A 17,972-nucleotide genomic window follows, 5' to 3' on the forward strand; every position below is an offset into this window, starting at 1 on the left:
TGGTGGACTGCCGAAAATCATCAGAACCCACGCGCGGCAGTACAAATCCGGCGCGATCGAGCCACAAAGTAGCACCGCCGCGCGCTCGTGTCATGCGCACGATGAACAACCGCTGCAAGGGACACGACGGCGGAGCGACCTGCCCGCGGCGCGGCCGAATAGCCGCGCGGCCGATCGAACGATCAGCCGCGGTAGCGACGGTGGTCGGCGGCGAAATCGTCGGCGACCGTGGCGGCCAGTTCGACGTAGGCGCGTTTGACCGGCTTGCTCAGGCGGTGCAGATCGATCTCCGCGCCCTCACCGAGATGCGGGTCGTAGGGGATGATGTGGACTGCGCGGCAACGCGACAGGAAGTAGTCGCGAAGCTGGTTGATGCCGACATTCGGGGCGCCCGGCCGCGGCAGGTTGATCACCACCACCGCGTTGCGGACCAGATGGTCGTGACCGTGCAGCGACAGCCAGTCCAAGGTGGCGGCGGCACTGCGCGCGCCGTCGATCGCCGAGGACGAGATCAGCACCAGCGAGTGCGCCAGATCCAGCACGCCCGCCATCGCCGAATGCATCAGGCCGGTACCGCAATCGGTGAGGATGATGTTGTAGAAGCGCTGCAGCACCCGCGCCACCGCGCGGTACTCCTCCTCGTTGAAGGCCTCCGACGCGGCCGGATCACGCTCGCTGGCAAGGACTTCCAGGCGACTGGTGCCCTGCGAGGTGTGGCGGCGCACATCCGAATAACGCTGAATGTGCTCGTCCAGCAACAGATCCCGCACCGTCGAGCGCGTCTGCAACGGCACCCGCTGCGACAGCGTGCCGAAGTCCGGGTTCGCGTCCACCGCGATCACCCGGTCACCGCGAATCGAGGAGAAGATCGACCCCAGGCCCATGGTGGTGGTGGTCTTACCCACGCCACCCTTCAACGACAGCACCGCGATCCGGTAGTCACCGCGCACCGGCTGTCGAATCCTGGCGACCAGCTCCTGCAGCCGACGCTCTTCCGCCGACATCCCCGGATTGATCGCCCCACCCGACATGTGGTGCACCGCGCGCCGCCACCCCGACCCGGCAGGCTTGGTGGCCCGCCGCATCGGCACGTCATCCAGCGACGGCACCCCGCCACCCGCCGGACCACCGGCATTGGGCCACTGCCCCTGCTGCACCGGAGGCGGACCCTGCTGCCCACCCCACTGTGCCTGCGCCGCAGCCTGAGCCATCCCCCCGAGATAAGCCCCCGGCTGCCCCGCCGGATTCTGCTGTCCAGCCCACGGGCCCTGTCCGGACCCATCATTCGGCGCGCCCGCCTGCTGCGGACCACCCGCCGGGTGCTGACCACCCGCCCAAGAATGCTGCCCGGAACCGTCATTCGGCGCGCCGCCCTGAGCGAACCCACCCGCCTGCTCCGGCCCGTTCGCCCAGTGCCCTTGGCCCCCGGCGACCGCGCCCGCCTGGTGCGAACCGGCACCCGGGTTCGGCCCGGCGGCCCAAGAGGCCTGGCCCCAGCCGTCGTTCGGTACGCCGCTCGACGCCGGGCCGCCTGTCGGGGCCGGTCCGTTCGCCCAGGGAGCCTGATTCCCGGCTGGCATTCCTGACTGATCATGGGGCGCAGGCGAGCCTGTCTGACCGGCACCGCCAGCCGGATTCTGTCCCGCGAACGAGGTTCGGCCGGAGCCGTCGTTCGGTACGCCGCTCGATGCCGGGCCGCCTGTCGGGGCCGGTCCGTTCGCCCAGGGAGCCTGGCTGCCGGTCGGCATTCCCGACTGATCATGGGGCGCAAGTGAGCCCGCTTGACCGGGGCTGCCAGCAGGGATCTGTCCGGCCCATGAGGTTCGGCCGGGGCCGTCGTCCGGCGCGCTGCCCCAGGGGGCTTGGCCTCCGGCGGGGGTACCTGACTGATCGGGGGCGGTAGGCGACCCGAGCTGGCCGGATGCGTCCGCCGGGTTCTGTCCTGCCGCCCAAGTGTTTTGGTCGGGCTCGACGTTTTGTGCGGGGTTGACCGTGGGCTGGCCTGGGCCGCCGGCCCAGCCGGTGGGAGTGCCCGGTTGCATGCCTGGGGGGTACTGTCCCGCGGGCCAGGGATGCTGCCCCTGGGTTCCGGGGGCTGCGCTCTGTTGAGAGGGGCCGCCGGGCCATCCGGTCACGCCCGGGGGCATGGCGGTGGCGTCCGGGGTGCCGGGCCGAGGGGACTGGCCTGGGATGGGTGTTCCCGGGAAGTTCTGTGCGCCTTGATTATCAGGGCCTGCGACCCAGGCGTTCTGGCTCGGTCCGGGCTGATGGCCGCCGGTGTGGTCGGAGCCGGGTGCCTGATGGGGTGCGCCCCAGGGCATCTGGGTCGACGGATCCGCGCTCTGGCCGAGGCCGTGCTGCGGGCCGGTGGCGCCGTGGCGTGGGCCGGTGGATTCGGGGACGCCGGGCTGCCCGGGTGTGTCCGCTGTGGGGGCTTGTGCGTGCTGGCCCGGTCGAGGGGTGGACAGTCCGGCTGCCGCTGCCTCCGAGAGGGGTGCGTTTGCCCACGGGTCTGCCTGTGGGGCGGTGGTATTCGGGTCCGCGCCAGGGTTCGGGGCGGCCGGGAAGCCGTCGATCAGCGTCGGTGCGGAGGGGGCGTGCTGGGGAGGGAGACCGGGCTGCTGTTCACCGGGCGTCGGCGGGATGGGCGGCTGCCACAGGGGTGCGGCCGTGGCGGGATTCGGTGCTCCCGTGTACGGCGCGGGCGTGTCGGATGTGGGGGCCTGCGTCCACGGATTCGGTTGTGGTGGAACCTGTCCGGTGGTGGGGACGGGCGGGGTCCAGCGCGCGCCCGACTGCTCGGCGTCGGGGGCGGCGGGCAGTGGTGGGCGGCTCGGCGGGGTGACGGCGGGATCCTGCTGGGGGGCGGCGGTGTCCGCGCCCGCGTGGCGGCCCTGCAGGGGGAGCGGTACGTCGAGGGCGCGGTGACGGCCTTCCGCCGCGTCCTCGTCTTCCTGGTTGTTCGCCTCCGGCGTGGTGCTTTCGGGGGCGGCGGTGGCGGAGGCGCCGATGTCGCTGGGGGACTTGGGCTTCGGGTCCATGCCCAGGGGGTTGGCGATGCTCTCGAGCAGGGCGTCCAGGAGGGCGTTGGCGGCGGCGGTCGGATCCTGTTCGGCGGTGGGGGCCGGGGGGATCGTCATGCGGGTGGTCGGATCGGACTGCGCCACAGCGGGATCCGGTGCGATCGGGGACGGCGGCAACTCCGGGTGGCCGGAGCGGGACCGGTCCGGGGTGGCGGGGCCGGTCGTTTCGCCGGGGGCGGGTGGCAGCGACGGACGCGCGGAGGGCTTGTCCGGTGCGAGCAGCGTCGGGTCCGCGGCGGGGTCGCCGGGGGCCGGGGGGAGTGGCGGATTCGAGCCGCGGGGAGCCGGGGTGGTGGGGATGCGGACCGGGGCGTCGGCGGGTGCGAGTTGTGGTCCGGCCGGGGACGCAGCCGAAGCTGGCGTCGGGGATGCGGCCGGAGGTGGCGTCGGGGCTGCGGGCGGTTCGAGGCGATCCGGGCTGTCGGCCTGGGGCGGATTCGGAAGTGGCGCAGGCGGAATGGGCGGTGCGCTGAAGCGGGGAGCGCCGCTCTGCGGGGTCGCTGTGCCGTTCGGCGGAGTGACACCGTCCGGGGGAGGCGCGAATTGAGTTGCGCCGTTCGGGGGTACGTCGAAGCGCGGGCCGGGGGACTGCGGCGGGGTCTGCTGCGGCGGGGGCGTCGCGCCGGGGAAGGAGGAGCCACCGGCCTCGCCGACGTTCGGCAGATTGAAGTGGGTGCCGGGGTCTCGATGCGGGATCGGGGTCGCCGGCGGCGGCGGGGTCCACTGGGGTGCGCTGTTGCCGTTGGCGTGACCGTTGGACAGGCCGGGGTGGCCCGAGCCGTTGCCGTTCGGCGTCGCGGGCGGCGTGGGCGCGGCGGGCGGAGTCGGGCGGGGCGGGGTCGCGGGCGGCGTGGGGGCCTGGCTGCGCGGTGCCGCGGGCGGCTCGGGGGCGGGCTCCGCGGAGCTCTCCTTGCGGGCCTTGCGGTTGCCGAAGAGGCGGCGACCGCCCTTCTTCTCCTGGATCGGGTCGTCCTGCGGCAGGTTCTGGACCGGGGACTCGTATCCGGTGTCGGTGACGTCGCTCTCGGACAGCCATGGCGGAAGCATGGGGAGTCCGTCGTTCTCGCGACTCACATCTACCCCCGAGGTGTTCGACCGATCGTGCAGGACAGGGCGTAGTTTAGCGATCTCCGCAAGTGCGGTGCCCGCTGTGTGGTCCGCCCAAGCACGTCACAGGCCCCAAGTTTGGCCGGATCTGGGGAAACGGGTAAAGTAGGTCGCTGGTGCATATGCATAGTGGTCGTGGCATGTCCACAGGTAGAGATACCTGGTTCGTGCCGGTGCCTCGAGTATCGCATCGGGTCGACCGCTCCGCACGACGACGAAGTTCTGATGACGGGCGCGTGGCCGACCAGCCGTAATGAAGCTTGAACCAACCAGGTTCAGCCTAACGGGATCGCGGAGGATATGGCGAAGAAGGAAGGGGCCATCGAGGTCGAGGGCCGGGTCATCGAGCCGTTGCCCAATGCGATGTTCCGGATCGAGCTGGAGAACGGCCACAAGGTGCTGGCCCACATCAGCGGCAAGATGCGGCAGCACTACATCCGCATTCTGCCCGAAGACCGTGTCGTCGTGGAGCTTTCGCCCTACGACCTGACTCGTGGCCGCATCGTCTACCGCTACAAGTGAGTCGCCCAACGCTTTTCGATCCGAAGAGCAACGGGCGCAAATGAGACTTCCGGGGCATTCCGCCCCGGGTTTCCCCGGCCGATCTGACCGGGGAAAAACTGTGTTCACGGCCAGTGAACGCCAAAACCAGAATGGATCTGACGTGAAGGTTAAGCCGTCCGTCAAGCCGATCTGCGAGAAGTGCAAGGTGATTCGCCGTCACGGGCGAGTCATGGTGATCTGCGAGAACCTGCGCCACAAGCAGCGTCAGGGCTGATTTTCGCTCACCAGCCAAGCACCGAACGCGGTTCGGATTGGCAATAGAAGAAGAACTCCCAGCGCCAGTCGCCGTTGTCGAGTCCCGTAGGGGACGGATGGCGGCTCACCCCCGGTACGGAGGCCGGGGCCCCATTTCGAGGGGACGGACAGGGAGCAGACCTCCGCAAAAGTAAGGAAATGCCAAACATGGCACGTCTGATGGGCGTCGACCTCCCGCGCGAAAAGCGCATGGAGATCGCGCTGACCTACATCTTCGGCATCGGCCGTACCCGCGCCAAGGAGATCCTGGACACGACCGGCGTCAGCCCGGACCTGCGTTCCAAGGATCTCAGCGATGACGATCTGACCAAGCTCCGCGACTACATCGAGTCGCAGGACTTCAAGGTCGAGGGTGACCTGCGCCGCGAGGTGCAGGCCGACATTCGTCGCAAGATCGAAATCGGCTGCTACCAGGGTATTCGCCACCGTCGTGGCCTGCCCGTGCGTGGCCAGCGGACCAAGACCAACGCCCGCACGCGCAAGGGTCCGAAGAAGACCGTCGCCGGCAAGAAGAAGTAGGGATAGCGCATGCCTCCGAAGAGCCGGGCCTCGGGCCCGAAGAAGACTCAGAAGGCGCGTCGCCGGGATAAGAAGAACATCCCGCACGGCCACGCTCACATCAAGAGCACCTTCAACAACACCATCGTGTCGATCACCGACCCCGAGGGCAACGTCATCTCTTGGGCGTCGTCGGGCCACGTCGGTTTCAAGGGTTCGCGTAAGTCGACCCCGTTCGCCGCTCAGCTCGCCGCCGAGAACGCTGCCCGCAAGGCGCAGGAGAACGGCGTCAAGAAGGTCGACGTCTTCGTGAAGGGCCCGGGTTCGGGCCGCGAGACCGCGATCCGTTCCCTCCAGGCCGCTGGCCTCGAGGTCGGCACGATCTCCGATGTCACTCCGCAGCCGCACAACGGCTGCCGTCCGCCCAAGCGGCGTCGCGTCTAAGCGGGAAGGAAAAGGTACAGAACAATGGCTCGTTATACAGGCCCCATTACCCGCAAGTCGCGTCGTCTGCGTGTCGACCTCGTCGGAGGCGACCAGGCGTTCGAGCGTCGTCCTTACCCGCCCGGCCAGCACGGCCGCGCGCGGATCAAGGAATCCGAGTACCTCATGCAGCTGCAGGAGAAGCAGAAGGCTCGCTTCTCGTACGGCGTCATGGAGAAGCAGTTCCGTCGTTACTACGAAGAGGCGAACCGCCAGAAGGGCAAGACCGGCGACAACCTGCTGCGTCTGCTCGAGGCTCGTCTCGACAACGTCGTGTACCGCTCCGGCCTGGCCCGCACCCGTCGTGGCGCGCGTCAGCTGGTCTCGCACGGTCACTTCACCGTCAACGGTGTGAAGGTGAACGTGCCGAGCTTCCAGGTGTCGCAGTACGACATCATCGACGTCAAGCCGAAGTCGCTGGCCACCCTGCCTTTCCAGGTTGCGCGTGAGACCATCGCCGATCGCCCGATCCCGGGCTGGCTCCAGGTCGTTCCCGGCCGTCTTCGCATTCTGGTGCACCAGCTCCCCGAGCGTGCGCAGATCGATGTTCCGCTGCAGGAACAGCTGATCGTCGAGTTCTACTCGAAGTAATGAGGTGCGCGTAAGCGCACCGCTGGTTGCGGCTCGAATGGCGCAAACCATTTGAGCCGCAACAGCTCCCAATCGTGGGCGTCAAATAGTGGGCGTCCGAAGGAGGAAGAGAAGTCATGCTGATTTCACAGCGACCGACGCTGACCGAAGAGGTCGTGTCCGAGAACCGGTCGCGGTTCACCATCGAACCGCTGGAGCCGGGTTTCGGTTACACCCTCGGCAACTCGCTGCGCCGCACGCTGCTCTCGTCGATCCCTGGTGCTGCTGTCACCAGCATTCGCATCGACGGCGTGCTGCACGAGTTCACCACCGTCCCCGGCGTGAAGGAAGATGTCACCGACATCATCCTGAACCTCAAGGGCCTGGTCGTGTCGTCCGAAGAGGACGAGCCGGTCACCATGTACGTGCGCAAGCAGGGCCCGGGCACCGTCACCGCCGGTGACATCGTCCCCCCGGCGGGCGTGACCGTGCACAACCCGGACATGCACATCGCCACCCTGAACGACAAGGGCAAGCTGGAGATCGAGCTCGTTGTCGAGCGCGGTCGCGGTTATGTCCCGGCCGTGCAGAACAAGGCGTCGGGTGCGGAAATCGGCCGGATTCCGGTGGATTCGATCTACTCGCCTGTTCTCAAGGTGACGTACAAGGTCGAGGCCACCCGTGTCGAGCAGCGCACCGACTTCGACCGGCTCATCCTGGATGTCGAGACCAAGAACTCGATCTCCGCGCGGGATGCGCTGGCGTCGGCGGGCAAGACCCTGGTCGAACTGTTCGGTCTCGCGCGCGAGCTGAACATCGAGGCCGAGGGCATCGAGATCGGCCCGAGCCCGGCCGAGGCGGACCACATCGCCTCGTTCGGTCTGCCGATCGAGGACCTGGATCTCACCGTGCGGTCGTACAACTGCCTCAAGCGTGAAGGCGTGCACACCGTCGGCGAGCTGGTCGCCCGCACCGAGTCGGACCTGCTGGACATCCGCAACTTCGGTCAGAAGTCCATCGACGAGGTCAAGGTCAAGCTGCACTCGCTCGGCCTGTCCCTCAAGGATTCTCCGGCTTCCTTCGATCCGTCCTCCGTCGTCGGCTACGACGCCGCGAGCGGCACCTGGAGCGACAGCGGTTCGTTCAGCGACACCGACAGCGGCGAGCAGGACTACGCCGAGACCGAACAGCTTTAGGCCGGCGAACGGGGTGTAGCGCCCCGAATCGGCCTTAGACACAGGAGATTCAACAATGCCCAAGCCCAAGAAGGGTGCCCGCTTCGGCGGGACGGCGTCGCACCAGAAGGCGATCTTCGCCAACCTGGCGACGGCGCTCTTCGAGCACGGTCGTATCACGACCACCGAGGCCAAGGCCAAGGCGCTGCGCCCCTACGCCGAGAAGCTCGTCACCAAGGCGAAGGGCGGCAGCCTTGCCGACCGTCGCGAGGTGATGAAGGTGATCCGTAGCAAGGACATCGTCCACGCCCTGTTCGCCGAGATCGGTCCCTCGTTCGAGGGCCGTGAGGGTGGCTACACCCGGATCATCAAGACGATCCCGCGCAAGGGCGACAACGCCCCGATGGCGATCATCGAGCTGGTTCGCGAGAAGACCGTGAGCAACGAGGCCGATCGTGCCCGTCGCGTCGCGGCTTCGCAGAAGCCCGCCGAGGCTCCGGCCGAGGCCAAGGCCGAAGTGGCCGTCGTCGAGACCGAGGTCGTCGCCGACGCTCCGGCCGAGGATGCCGCCGAGGAGAAGAAGGACGCCTGACAGGCATCCTTTCGGATTCCATGAGTGAGCCCGCCGTCCCCTCCGGGTCGGCGGGCTTTCTCCATGTTAACCAGGAGATCGCTGTGACGGTGGACGATCCGACGCCCGAACCGGTTTCGATTCGGGTACGGCTGGACATCAGCTACGACGGCACCGATTTCAGCGGCTGGGCGCGACAGCCCGGCCTGCGCACCGTGCAGGGCGTGCTCGAGGAGTCGCTGAGCAAGGTGGCGCGCGAGCCGATCCAGCTCACCGTGGCCGGGCGCACCGACGCCGGTGTGCACGCGGAAGGTCAAGTCGCGCACTTCGATACGCATATCGAACTGGACGGCGCGAAGCTGGTGCACCGACTGGCCCGCTTCCTGCCCAAGGATGTCCGGGTGAAGGCCGCGAGCATCGCGCCCCCGGAGTTCGATGCCCGCTTCTCCGCGATCCGCCGCCACTATGCCTACCGGCTCACCAGGGCCCCCTACGGCGCCGAGCCGCTGCGGGCCCGCAGTGTGGTGCCGTGTCGCGCCAGCGTCGACGTGGAGGCCATGCGCGAGGCCTCACGGAAGTTGTTGGGCCTGCACGATTTCGCCGCGTTCTGCCGTCGCCGCGAGGGCGCGACCACGGTGCGCGAACTACAGCGCTTCGACTGGGTCGAGGACGGGGATCTGCTGATCGCCTACGTCAGCGCGGACGCGTTCTGCTGGTCGATGGTGCGCAGCCTGGTCGGGGGCGTGCTCGCGGTCGGCGAGGGCCGCCGCACCCCGGCGTGGATCGGGGGACTGCTCGACGAGCGGGAGCGCTCGAGCGCGGTCACTGTGGCCCCGGCACACGGACTCTCGTTGATCGCGGTCGACTATCCCGCGGATGCCGACCTCGCCGCGCGCAACGCGCAGACACGCGAGATGCGCACCGTGCCCGCTGCCGAGGGCTGCTGCGGCGACTGACCGACGTGGCCGCGGCGATCGTGCGCGCGGTGGTCGCCGAGCCCGAAATGGTTGCCGCGTCTACTGATCCGCGTCATGGCGGATCGGCGTGTCGGTCGTTCTCGGCGCTGCGCGGTGCTGAATGGTCGCGCTCGACGTGAACCTTCATCTACGGACGTCGCACACCGTTGTCGCGCCCGCCGCGAATGCCGGTGCCCGGAAGCGGAATTGGCGGCTGGTGTGCAATTTCCCTGTGCGAGGCGGGAATTCGCAATGCGCCGGGATCCGCGCCGATGACGGGATGCGCCGGGTTTGCGGCTGCGCCCGCCGCTGAATCCTGAAGTCCGCGGTGAAGATTCGTGATGCAACTTTCGGCCTCGGGATTCACGGTTCTGGAGTCGAAAGTTGGAATTTGTGAACGAGTTTCGCGTTTTCCGCGGGGGGTGGGATGCGAGGATTGGGGCATGAGGGGCGGCTCTGAGCCCGCAGTGGTGGAGGTTCGATCCACCCCGGAGGTTTCCGTGCAGGAGACCTTCGAGGAGTGGGAGGCCGCGGTAGCGCGGGCCTACGTGCCGTTGGTCATCACTCCGGTGCGGGCGGGGGATTTTCGGGCTCGAATCGTGCAGTCGCGGTTCGAGGGCATCGACGTGTCGATCGTGGACGCGAGCGGTCAGCACATCAGCCGGATTCCACGGCTGCTCCACCAACCCGAGGAGGCCGTGCTGTTCGCCAGCGTGACCACCCACGGGCACGGCTGGCTGGAACAGGACGGCCGGGTCGGCGAGATGGCCGACGGCGGTCTCACCCTGCATGTGAGTTCGCGACCCTTCAGTGCGCACTTCGAGCAGTCCTGGGGTGTGGTGGCGGTGCAGGTGCCGCTCTCGGAGGTGGTGGACGCGTCGGGGGTGGCGGCCGAGCGGATACCGACCGCGGTGCGCTTCGCGCCCGAGGGCGCGGCGGGCATCGTGGGCCGATTCTTCTGCGGCCTGGCGCATTTGCAGTGCACGGCTCCCGATCAGGCGGCGGTGCTGGCTCGGCACGGGGTCGGCCTGCTGGCGACCGTGGTGCAGCTGGCGGCCGGGGAGCTGCCGCGTGACGAGCCGTCGCAGGCGCTGGCCAAGCAGCGGGTGCTGGCCTACATCCAGCGCCGCTACACCGATCCGGAACTCACCATCGATCAGGTGGCCGCGGCCTGCGCCATTTCGCGCCGCACGCTGTACCGGCTCTTCGAGCACGGTGAGGACGGAGTGGCCGCGATATTGCGCCGGATGCGGGTGGAGCGCGCGCTGGCGCTGATCCGCACCGATCCGGCCCGGCCGCTGCTATCGGTCGCGCGCGCTTCGGGTTTCGTCTCCGAGCGCCAGTTCTATCGGGCGATCAAACGCGAAATCGGCATGACCCCGGGCGAATTCCGGACAAATAGCGCCTGATGGGAGCGGGTGAGCGGGTTGACGTGAATTGGCAGTGATCTGGCACGAGCCGACAGTCCGGCACGCGGTTCGGCGGGAATAGTCTTCAGGCGTCGCCTGCAACCTCTGCTCCGCGCCGTCGCCGATGACGTCGACGCGCCGGGATTCGACGCTGCGGAGGCGCCGCCCGGTCGCCGACAAGACTCGTCGGCGGGCGGACGGTCAGCGGGTCTGCACCCGTTCCGACGTGCGGTGGAGCTGCTGCGAACCCCGGCGTGATCTCGTCGTTCGCCCGAATTCGCAACGGAATGAGTCCGTTTCGCCCGTTTCGAACAGGTTCAATACTTGTTTGCTGGTGCGTGGGTAGTGGGATGATGCTGGAGTGGGTAACGCGGCCACTGCCAGCGCCGAGGTCAGCACGACCGCGGACGTCTCCGCGCGGCAGGCATTCGAACAGTGGGAGGCGATCGTCGCCGACGCCGTGCTGCCCTCGATCATCGAGCCTTTGGCCAAGGGGCACTTCCACGGCAAGGTGCGCAGCACCACTTTCGATCGCTCCAGCCTCACCCTGATGACCTCCAGTGCTCAGCGCGTGGTTCGCACCAAACGCCAGCTCGAACAGGCGCAAGCGGACTTCCTGCTGGTGAATATCGTTGTGGAGGGCGCGAACTGGACCGAGCAGAACGGCCGGCTCACCGAGGGCCCGGCCGGTTCCATCGCGTTCTACGACAGCGCCCGCCCGCTCGAGAGCCGCACCACCGAGAACGCGGTGTCCACCATCGTCCGCGCGCCGATGTCGCTGGTGCTCGAGCACGCCGGTCTGGTGCGCGACGAACTGCCGATAGCCAAGGCTCTGCCCGCCACCGGCGCGCTGGGTGTGGTGGCCGGTTTCTTCCGGGGCCTGGCGGAGTTGCCGGCCGACGAAACCGACAAGGCCGCAAACATTCTGGAATCCGAGATCGCGGGCATGCTGTCCTCGGCGGTGTTGCTGGCCAATGGTCAGAACTCGCCGGCGCCCTCGGATTCGCTCTACACCCGCCAGCAGGTGCTGGCCGTGCTGCGCAAGCGCTACACCGATCCGGAGCTCACCGTCGACGAGGTGGCGCACGCCTGCCTGATGTCGCGCCGCACGCTCTACCGGGTGTGCGAGGACATCGGCGGCCCGGCCGCGCTGGTGCGCCGCATGCGCGTCGAGCACGCCCGGCGGCTGCTGCGCGCGGACCCGAACCGGCCACTTTCGGCCATCGCCGCGGCTTCCGGTTTTTCCACCGACCGGCACTTCTACCGCGCGTTTCGCGAGGAAACCGGCGTCACGCCTGGTCAATTTCGGGCACAACTGGACTCCGGCACATCCGGTCCGTAGCTCGGCACGCGATGTCGCTGTGACCGGCACCACGAAGGCGTTGGGTGATTGCACCAGATCATCCGACCCGTCGAAGGAGCCGAGGTGCCGACGAAGGTGCGAGTGGCGGCCGTGCAAGCCGAACCGAGGTGGCTGGACCTGCGCGCGGGAGTGCAGCAGGCCATCGAGCTCATCGAGGCGGCGGCCACCGGCGGTGCGCAGTTGGTCGTGTTCCCGGAAACCTTCCTGCCCGGTTACCCGTGGTGGCTGTGGCTGGATTCGGTGAGCTGGGGGCAGGGGTTCTTCGCGCGCTACCGCACCAATTCGATGACGGTGGGCCGCACCGAGTTCCGCCGGATCGCCGATGCCGCCCGCCGCTGTCGCATTCACGTGCTGCTCGGTTTCAGTGAGCGCTGCGGCAGTGCGCTCTACCTGTCGCAGTGCCTCATCGATGATCGCGGGGTACTGCTCGGAGTCCGCCGTAAGCCTGAGTTGACGCCGTTGGAGCACAGCATCTTCCGTAGTGGAGAGCCCGGCGAGTCCCAGGTGTTCCGTACCGCGATCGGTCGCATCGCGGTGCAGGGCGGCTCCGAGCAGTTGCACCTACCTGCGCGCCGCGAGCTGGAGCGCACGGGCGCGCAGATCCACGTGGTGTCCTGGCCCGGCTTCATCGTGGCGCGCGACGTGGAGTGGGGCGTGCGGGTGAACAACGCGGCCACGCTCTGGTACGCCGTGGTCGGGCAGCTGAATGTGATCGCCGCGTGCTCGGTGATGGATGTGGCGGGCAGTGAGACCCGTCAGGGTGCGGAGCCGGCCAAGCAGCTGGTGCGTGGACCGGGCGGGCACGCAAGGATTTTCGCGCCCGGTGGTGAGGAATTGGCGGCGCCGCTGGGCGGGCACGAGCAGGGTTTGCTGTACGCGGATCTGGAACTCGACCTGAGTTGCGAGTCGGCGGCCTAGCCGTCGGTACCGGTCCGTACCGCTCGCTCGCGTTGGCTGCGTTTGCCGGAGTCTGGAACACTCTCCCCAGTATTCGGCCGTTCCTGTGCCGACGATTGTCGAGGGATGGGGAGTGGAGCGGTCAGAGGCGGTCGAGCGGATCGAGGTGCGGTCCGGACCGGAGCAGTCGGCGGCGGAGGCATTCGAGCGCTGGGAAGCGCACGTGAGCGAAGCCTATGTACCGTTGGCGGTTTCACCTAAACCGACCGATCGTTTTGTTGGACAAATCGAACATGCGCGATATGGCGATCTCGATCTGACCATCGTCGGGTCCTCGTCGCAGATCATCCAGCGCACCAATCGATTGATAGCTCGAACGGATGACGAGTTTCTCCTCGCCAGTATTCCGACTTCCGGACGCGGGCGACTGCATCAGGACGGACGGGTGGCCGATGTGCGACCCGGATCGATCGTGTTCTACGACACCACTCGTCCCTATCACTGGGATCTGGAGAACGAGTGGGAACAAGTCGTCGTGCAGGTTCCGCTGAGCCGGTTGCGGGACCGCTACGCGGTTTCCGATCCCGAAGTCCCCACCGCGACAGCCTTTTCCGGTGATACCGCGCCCGGAATCGTCGCGCAATTCTTCCGTGGTATAGCCGAATTGCAGCGTTCCGACCCGGCCGGTGCGTCGCTGCTGGCCGAGCCGGGACTGGACCTGCTGGCCGCCGCGGTGGTGGCCGCCGGTGGTCGCACCCCACGTGAGCAGTCCGCGGACGCGCTGAACCGGCAGCGGGTGCTGAGCTTCATGCGCGGCCATTGCGCCGATCCCGATCTCGGAGTCGAGCGAATCGCGGAGGGCTGCAGCATGTCCCGGCGTACGCTCTATCGGGTGTTCGGGGAGTTCGAGGGCGGACCTGGAACTGTGTTGCGGCGCATGCGAATCGAACGTGCTTGCGATCTCCTGCGGAATGCGCCACAGTTGCCGCTGTCCGCGGTCGCGAAAGCCGCAGGTTTTCTTACGGAGCGTAGCTTCTACCGAAGTTTCCGTTTGGAAATGGGTACAACTCCCGGAGCTTTTCGGGCATTGGCATGAACAGTCGGTGATCCGGCACTCATCGCCATTGTTTCGCCGTAATCGTTTGGCGACCATCACGTTCCATGAGGGATAAGCGATGAGGATTACGGTGCGAGTCGCCGCCGTCCAGGCCGAACCCACCTGGCTGCGGCTGTCCGAGGGCGTGGAGCGCGTCGTCGAACTGATCGGTGCGGCCGCTGGTGAGGGGGCCCGTCTGATCGCATTCCCGGAGACGTTTCTCCCGGGTTATCCGTGGTGGCGCTGGGTTGAAGCCAATCAATGGAATGTCGAGTATTCGACTCGCTGCCGCGAGAATTCGATGGTTCGAGACGGCGCGGAAATGCGGGCGATCACGGATGCGGCCCGGGACAACGGTATTCACGTCGTACTCGGATTCGGTGAGCGGCAGGATCGGCGAATCTATATGTCGCAGGCCGTGATCGACGATTCCGGCGAATTACTGACCGTTCGCCGCAAGGCCGGGTTGAACAGTGTGGAGCGCAAGGTATTCGCCTCCGGCACCCCCAATCTGCCCGCGGTGCACCACACCCCGATCGGCAAGTACGGCGCGCTGTCGGGGCAGGAGAACCAGCGTCCGCTGCTCACCCGCGCGCTGCGCGCCGACGAGGAGCAGATCCACATCGCGGCGTGGCCCGGCAGCGCGCACGGCGAAGTGGCGGGGCCGGATTCGATGACGACGGTCAGTCGCATGTACGCGCTCGAGGTCGGGGCGTTCGTGCTCGCGCCGTGCGTGGTGGTCGGCGAGTCGGCCTGGGAGGGCACCGGGTCGTATCCGCGTCCGGTGGCCGGACCCACCGGGCGCGCCCGCATCTACGGGCCCGACGGCGAGGAAGTGGTGGATGCGCTCGAGGAGGGGGAGGAGGGCCTCCTCTACGCCGATCTCGAGATCGGCGCGCAGGCGGTCGACGGTCAGCAGTGCGAATCCGGTCGCGGCACTCGCGATCGCAAGGATCGGGTCGCCACCCGGCGCGGCTCGCGACGGCTGGCGGCGGGCTGGCAGGCCGGGCCCGACCGCTGGGCGCTGCCGATGTCGCTGGGCACCTACCCGGGTGGCATCGCGGCCTGCTGAGCCCAGCGGGCTAGCTGCGGACCAGCCGGGCGATGGCGTCGGTGGCTTCCTTGATCTTGGCCTCGGCCTCCGGGCCGCCGGCGATCGCCGCGTCCACCACGCAGTGGCTGATGTGATCCTCGAGCAGGCCCATGGCGACCGCCTGCAGGGCCTTGGTCATGGCCGAGACCTGGGTGAGGATGTCGATGCAGTACTTCTCCTCCTCCACCATGCGCTGCAGGCCGCGGGCCTGGCCCTCGATGCGGCGCAGCCGCTTGAGGTAGTCGTCCTTGGCGGTGATGTAGCCGTGGGTGGCGTGGTCGTGGCAGGGCTGCTCCGCAGCCGTTGTGGTGTTTTCGGTCACCGAAGCATCCTCACTCCCGGGTTTGATACCCCCCTAGGGTACATTGCCGCAGGTGTGGCTGCCACCCGGCCACGGCGACCCATGCCCGAATGCGCAAGAATCACCGCATGAGTTCGGATCGACGGGCAACCCTGGCCATTATCGGAGGCAGCGGGTTCTACGACTTCTTCGGTGACGACGCGACCACGGTCGAGATCGACACCCCCTACGGCGCGCCCAGCGCGCCCATCACCATCGGCGAGGTGGAGGGCCGCTCGGTCGCCTTCCTGCCGCGCCACGGCCGCAAACACGAGTATTCGCCGCACACCGTGCCCTACCGCGCCAATATGTGGGCGCTGCGGACGCTGGGCGTGCGCCGGATCTTCGGACCCTGCGCGGTCGGCAGCCTGCGCGCCGACTGGGGGCCGGGCACCGTGGCCGTCCCCGACCAGCTGGTGGACCGCACCTCGGGGCGGGCGCAGACCTTCTACGACGCGGGCGGCGTGCACGTGTCCTTCGCCGACCCGTACTGCCACGAACTGCGCACGGCCGCAATCGCATCCGCCGGTGACGAGCTGACCTCGCGCGACCACGGCACCATGGTCGTGGTGGAGGGGCCGCGCTTCTCCACCCGCGCCGAGAGCCGCTGGTTCGCCGCACAGGGTTGGGAACTGGTCAATATGACCGGGCACCCGGAGGCCGTGCTGGCCCGGGAACTCGAAATGTGCTATTCCGCAATCGCTCTCGTCACCGACCTGGACGCGGGCGTGGACGCGGGCGAGGGCGTCAGCGCCGTCGACGTGTTCGCGGAATTCGAACGCAACCTGGTGCCGTTCAAGGCGCTGGTGCGTCGCGCCGTCGCCGCCGTCGAGGGCGACGACACCTGCGACAAGTGCCGCGTGCTGACCGGTACCGGCGTCCAGCTGCCCTTCGAACTGCCCTGACCCAGCCGCTTCCGAACATTGTCGCCCGAGCGCCCGGGGCACCGCACTGTGCCCCGCAGTGCGCCGTTGCACCCGCTCGTGGCGGCATTCCCGGATAGCGAGGGTCTCTCCGGGAATGCCTGTCAACAGATAGGCGTGCGGGTTACGCGGGTATCTGTGGCGCGCGTCGTCGAATACGCTGGACCACATGAGTGCGGGCGGTAGTGCTCCGCTTCGGGTGCTTTTGACCGGTGCGGCCGGATACCTGGGCTCCCATGTCCATCGGGCCCTGCTGGCCGCGGGCCATCAGGTGATGGCCGTCGACGCGTTGCTCGGCGCGGTGCACGGGGCCGATCCGGTTGTCCCCGAGGGTGTTTCGCGCATCGACATCCGTGACTGGGATCGGCTTTTCCCGCTGCTCGCCGATATCGACGTGGTCTGTCACCTGGCCGCCGCCGTTCCGCTGCCGCACCGGCTCGAACCATCCGCTCGTCCGCGGGAGCCGATGCCGCGTCAGCGCGACCCGTTTCACGCGCCTGTCGTGGATCACAGTGCGGGGCAGGAGATTTCCGGTCGCGACGGTGGGCCGCTCGCCGATGGTGAGTCGTCCGACGGCAACCCGGACGCGGTCGATCGGTCCGGTGGAGTATTGCCCGATGCCGCGCACCGGGATTCGTCCGGTGCGGCGGTTGGTGCGGCTCGGACCGAACCGGAGGGGACGCCGCGGGCACGCCGTGACGAGTCCGCGCACGGGGCCGGGCCCTGCGTTCGGGGTCCCGCCGCCGCTCGGGCCGGGAGCGAGCGGGCCGGGCCGGAGGGCACCCGAGCGGCGGCCCTGTACGCGGCACACAACGATGTCGGCACGGCGACCCTGCTGGCGGCGATGGAGCGGGCGGGCGTGCCTCGACTGGTGCTCGGCTCCTCGGTCGCGGTCTACGGCGAGGGGCGTTATCGGAGTCGTGGCGGCGGGCCGTTCTATCCCGGGCTGCGGCGGCGCGGCGACCTGGACCGCGGGCTTTTCGATCACCGTGCGCCGCGCTCGGGTGAGGTGCTGACCTGGGAGCCGATGGCGGAGGATGCGCCGCTGCGCCCCCGAAGTGCCTATGCGGCAAGCAAAGTCGCGCAGGAGCACTACGCGCTGGCCTGGGTGGCGAACAACGCGGCGAGTGCGGCGGTGCTGCGCTACCACTACCTCTACGGCGATCCGGTCGCGGACGGCAGGCGGGTGCATTCGGCGGAAACCGGTGTGGCGGCACGCTTCCGGGCCGAACTGCGGGCGGGCCGACCACCGCGCGTCTTCGAAGACGGCGGGCAGATGCGGGATTTCACGCATGTCCGCGATGCGGCGCTGGCGACGGTCGCGGCCGTCGAGCGGTCGCTGAACGGTTTCGTGCCGCTCAATATCGCCTCGGGTCGCCCGCTCACGCTATGGGAGGTCGCCTCCACCATGGCGAAGGCCGTCGACGGCCCGTCCCCGCTGGTGACCGGCCAATACCGGATCACCGACATCCGCCACGTCGTCGCGCATCCCGAGCGTGCCCGCCACGCGCTGGACTTCAGCGCGCGCATCGCACCGGCGCAGGGCCTGGCCGACTACGCGGCGAGCCGGGACGCTCGATGAGACGTGG

Annotated in this window: 17 protein-coding genes and 1 pseudogene; 16 read left to right on the plus strand and 2 right to left on the minus strand. The window is 68.4% G+C overall.

Features of this window, described 5'->3' with window-relative positions; genetic code table 11:
* Nucleotides 1–182: 182 nt before the first annotated feature.
* Nucleotides 183–4,130, minus strand: a complete 3,948-nt coding sequence (locus OG300_RS37205; protein WP_405489282.1) for an AAA family ATPase — start codon at nt 4,128–4,130, stop codon at nt 183–185.
* Between the two features lie 360 nt (nt 4,131–4,490).
* Here OG300_RS37205 and infA point away from each other — a divergent pair, with 360 nt between their 5' ends.
* The 13 genes from infA (at nt 4,491) to OG300_RS37270 (ending at nt 15,099) form a co-directional block, all read left to right on the plus strand.
* On the plus strand, nt 4,491–4,712 hold the full coding sequence (gene infA / locus OG300_RS37210) for a translation initiation factor IF-1 (protein ID WP_040804562.1): 222 nt from the start codon (nt 4,491–4,493) through the stop codon (nt 4,710–4,712).
* A 142-nt stretch (nt 4,713–4,854) separates the two neighbouring features.
* The gene (gene rpmJ / locus OG300_RS37215) at nt 4,855–4,968 is read left to right on the plus strand and encodes a 50S ribosomal protein L36 (protein WP_405489284.1); all 114 of its coding nucleotides are present in this window, start codon (nt 4,855–4,857) and stop codon (nt 4,966–4,968) included.
* Between the two features lie 188 nt (nt 4,969–5,156).
* The gene (rpsM, locus tag OG300_RS37220) at nt 5,157–5,528 is read left to right on the plus strand and encodes a 30S ribosomal protein S13 (protein ID WP_405489286.1); all 372 of its coding nucleotides are present in this window, start codon (nt 5,157–5,159) and stop codon (nt 5,526–5,528) included.
* A 9-nt stretch (nt 5,529–5,537) separates the two neighbouring features.
* Nucleotides 5,538–5,951 (plus strand): 30S ribosomal protein S11, encoded by a 414-nt coding sequence (rpsK, locus tag OG300_RS37225; RefSeq protein ID WP_213557959.1) that lies wholly within the window; start codon nt 5,538–5,540, stop codon nt 5,949–5,951.
* Nucleotides 5,952–5,975: 24 nt separating this feature from the next.
* Nucleotides 5,976–6,581 (plus strand): 30S ribosomal protein S4, encoded by a 606-nt coding sequence (rpsD, locus tag OG300_RS37230; RefSeq protein ID WP_405489289.1) that lies wholly within the window; start codon nt 5,976–5,978, stop codon nt 6,579–6,581.
* Nucleotides 6,582–6,697: 116 nt separating this feature from the next.
* A complete protein-coding gene (locus OG300_RS37235; RefSeq protein ID WP_033085978.1) occupies nt 6,698–7,756 on the plus strand; it encodes a DNA-directed RNA polymerase subunit alpha in 1,059 nt (352 codons plus the stop codon).
* Between the two features lie 55 nt (nt 7,757–7,811).
* Nucleotides 7,812–8,327, plus strand: coding sequence for a 50S ribosomal protein L17 (gene rplQ / locus OG300_RS37240; RefSeq protein WP_405489292.1), 516 nt, complete (start codon nt 7,812–7,814; stop codon nt 8,325–8,327).
* Between the two features lie 20 nt (nt 8,328–8,347).
* Nucleotides 8,348–9,262, plus strand: coding sequence for a tRNA pseudouridine(38-40) synthase TruA (gene truA, locus OG300_RS37245; protein ID WP_405489294.1), 915 nt, complete (start codon nt 8,348–8,350; stop codon nt 9,260–9,262).
* Nucleotides 9,263–9,705: 443 nt separating this feature from the next.
* Nucleotides 9,706–10,671: a helix-turn-helix domain-containing protein gene (locus OG300_RS37250; RefSeq protein ID WP_405489296.1), complete on the plus strand. Its 966-nt coding sequence runs from the start codon at nt 9,706–9,708 to the stop codon at nt 10,669–10,671.
* A gap of 361 nt (nt 10,672–11,032) precedes the next feature.
* Nucleotides 11,033–12,013, plus strand: a complete 981-nt coding sequence (locus tag OG300_RS37255) for an AraC family transcriptional regulator (protein ID WP_405489298.1) — start codon at nt 11,033–11,035, stop codon at nt 12,011–12,013.
* 84 nt (nt 12,014–12,097) lie between these two features.
* Nucleotides 12,098–12,952, plus strand: coding sequence for a nitrilase-related carbon-nitrogen hydrolase (locus tag OG300_RS37260; protein WP_405489300.1), 855 nt, complete (start codon nt 12,098–12,100; stop codon nt 12,950–12,952).
* Nucleotides 12,953–13,037: 85 nt separating this feature from the next.
* A complete protein-coding gene (locus OG300_RS37265) occupies nt 13,038–14,027 on the plus strand; it encodes a helix-turn-helix domain-containing protein (protein WP_405489302.1) in 990 nt (329 codons plus the stop codon).
* Between the two features lie 79 nt (nt 14,028–14,106).
* Nucleotides 14,107–15,099, plus strand: a complete 993-nt coding sequence (locus OG300_RS37270; RefSeq protein WP_405489304.1) for a nitrilase-related carbon-nitrogen hydrolase — start codon at nt 14,107–14,109, stop codon at nt 15,097–15,099.
* A gap of 10 nt (nt 15,100–15,109) precedes the next feature.
* Here the strand turns inward: OG300_RS37270 and OG300_RS37275 are convergent, their stop codons facing one another.
* A complete protein-coding gene (locus OG300_RS37275) occupies nt 15,110–15,442 on the minus strand; it encodes a metal-sensitive transcriptional regulator (protein ID WP_405489306.1) in 333 nt (110 codons plus the stop codon).
* A 107-nt stretch (nt 15,443–15,549) separates the two neighbouring features.
* Between OG300_RS37275 and OG300_RS37280 the strand changes: the two genes are divergently transcribed.
* The 3 genes and pseudogenes from OG300_RS37280 (at nt 15,550) to OG300_RS37290 (ending at nt 17,965) form a co-directional block, all read left to right on the plus strand.
* A complete protein-coding gene (locus tag OG300_RS37280) occupies nt 15,550–16,365 on the plus strand; it encodes an S-methyl-5'-thioadenosine phosphorylase (RefSeq protein WP_405489308.1) in 816 nt (271 codons plus the stop codon).
* 187 nt (nt 16,366–16,552) lie between these two features.
* Nucleotides 16,553–16,804: pseudogene (locus tag OG300_RS37285) on the plus strand (NAD-dependent epimerase/dehydratase family protein); the annotation flags it as partial.
* A gap of 45 nt (nt 16,805–16,849) precedes the next feature.
* The gene (locus OG300_RS37290) at nt 16,850–17,965 is read left to right on the plus strand and encodes an NAD-dependent epimerase/dehydratase family protein (RefSeq protein ID WP_405498820.1); all 1,116 of its coding nucleotides are present in this window, start codon (nt 16,850–16,852) and stop codon (nt 17,963–17,965) included.
* Nucleotides 17,966–17,972: the final 7 nt, after the last annotated feature.

This window comes from Nocardia sp. NBC_00511 (assembly GCF_045161165.1).
GTDB lineage: Bacteria > Actinomycetota > Actinomycetes > Mycobacteriales > Mycobacteriaceae > Nocardia.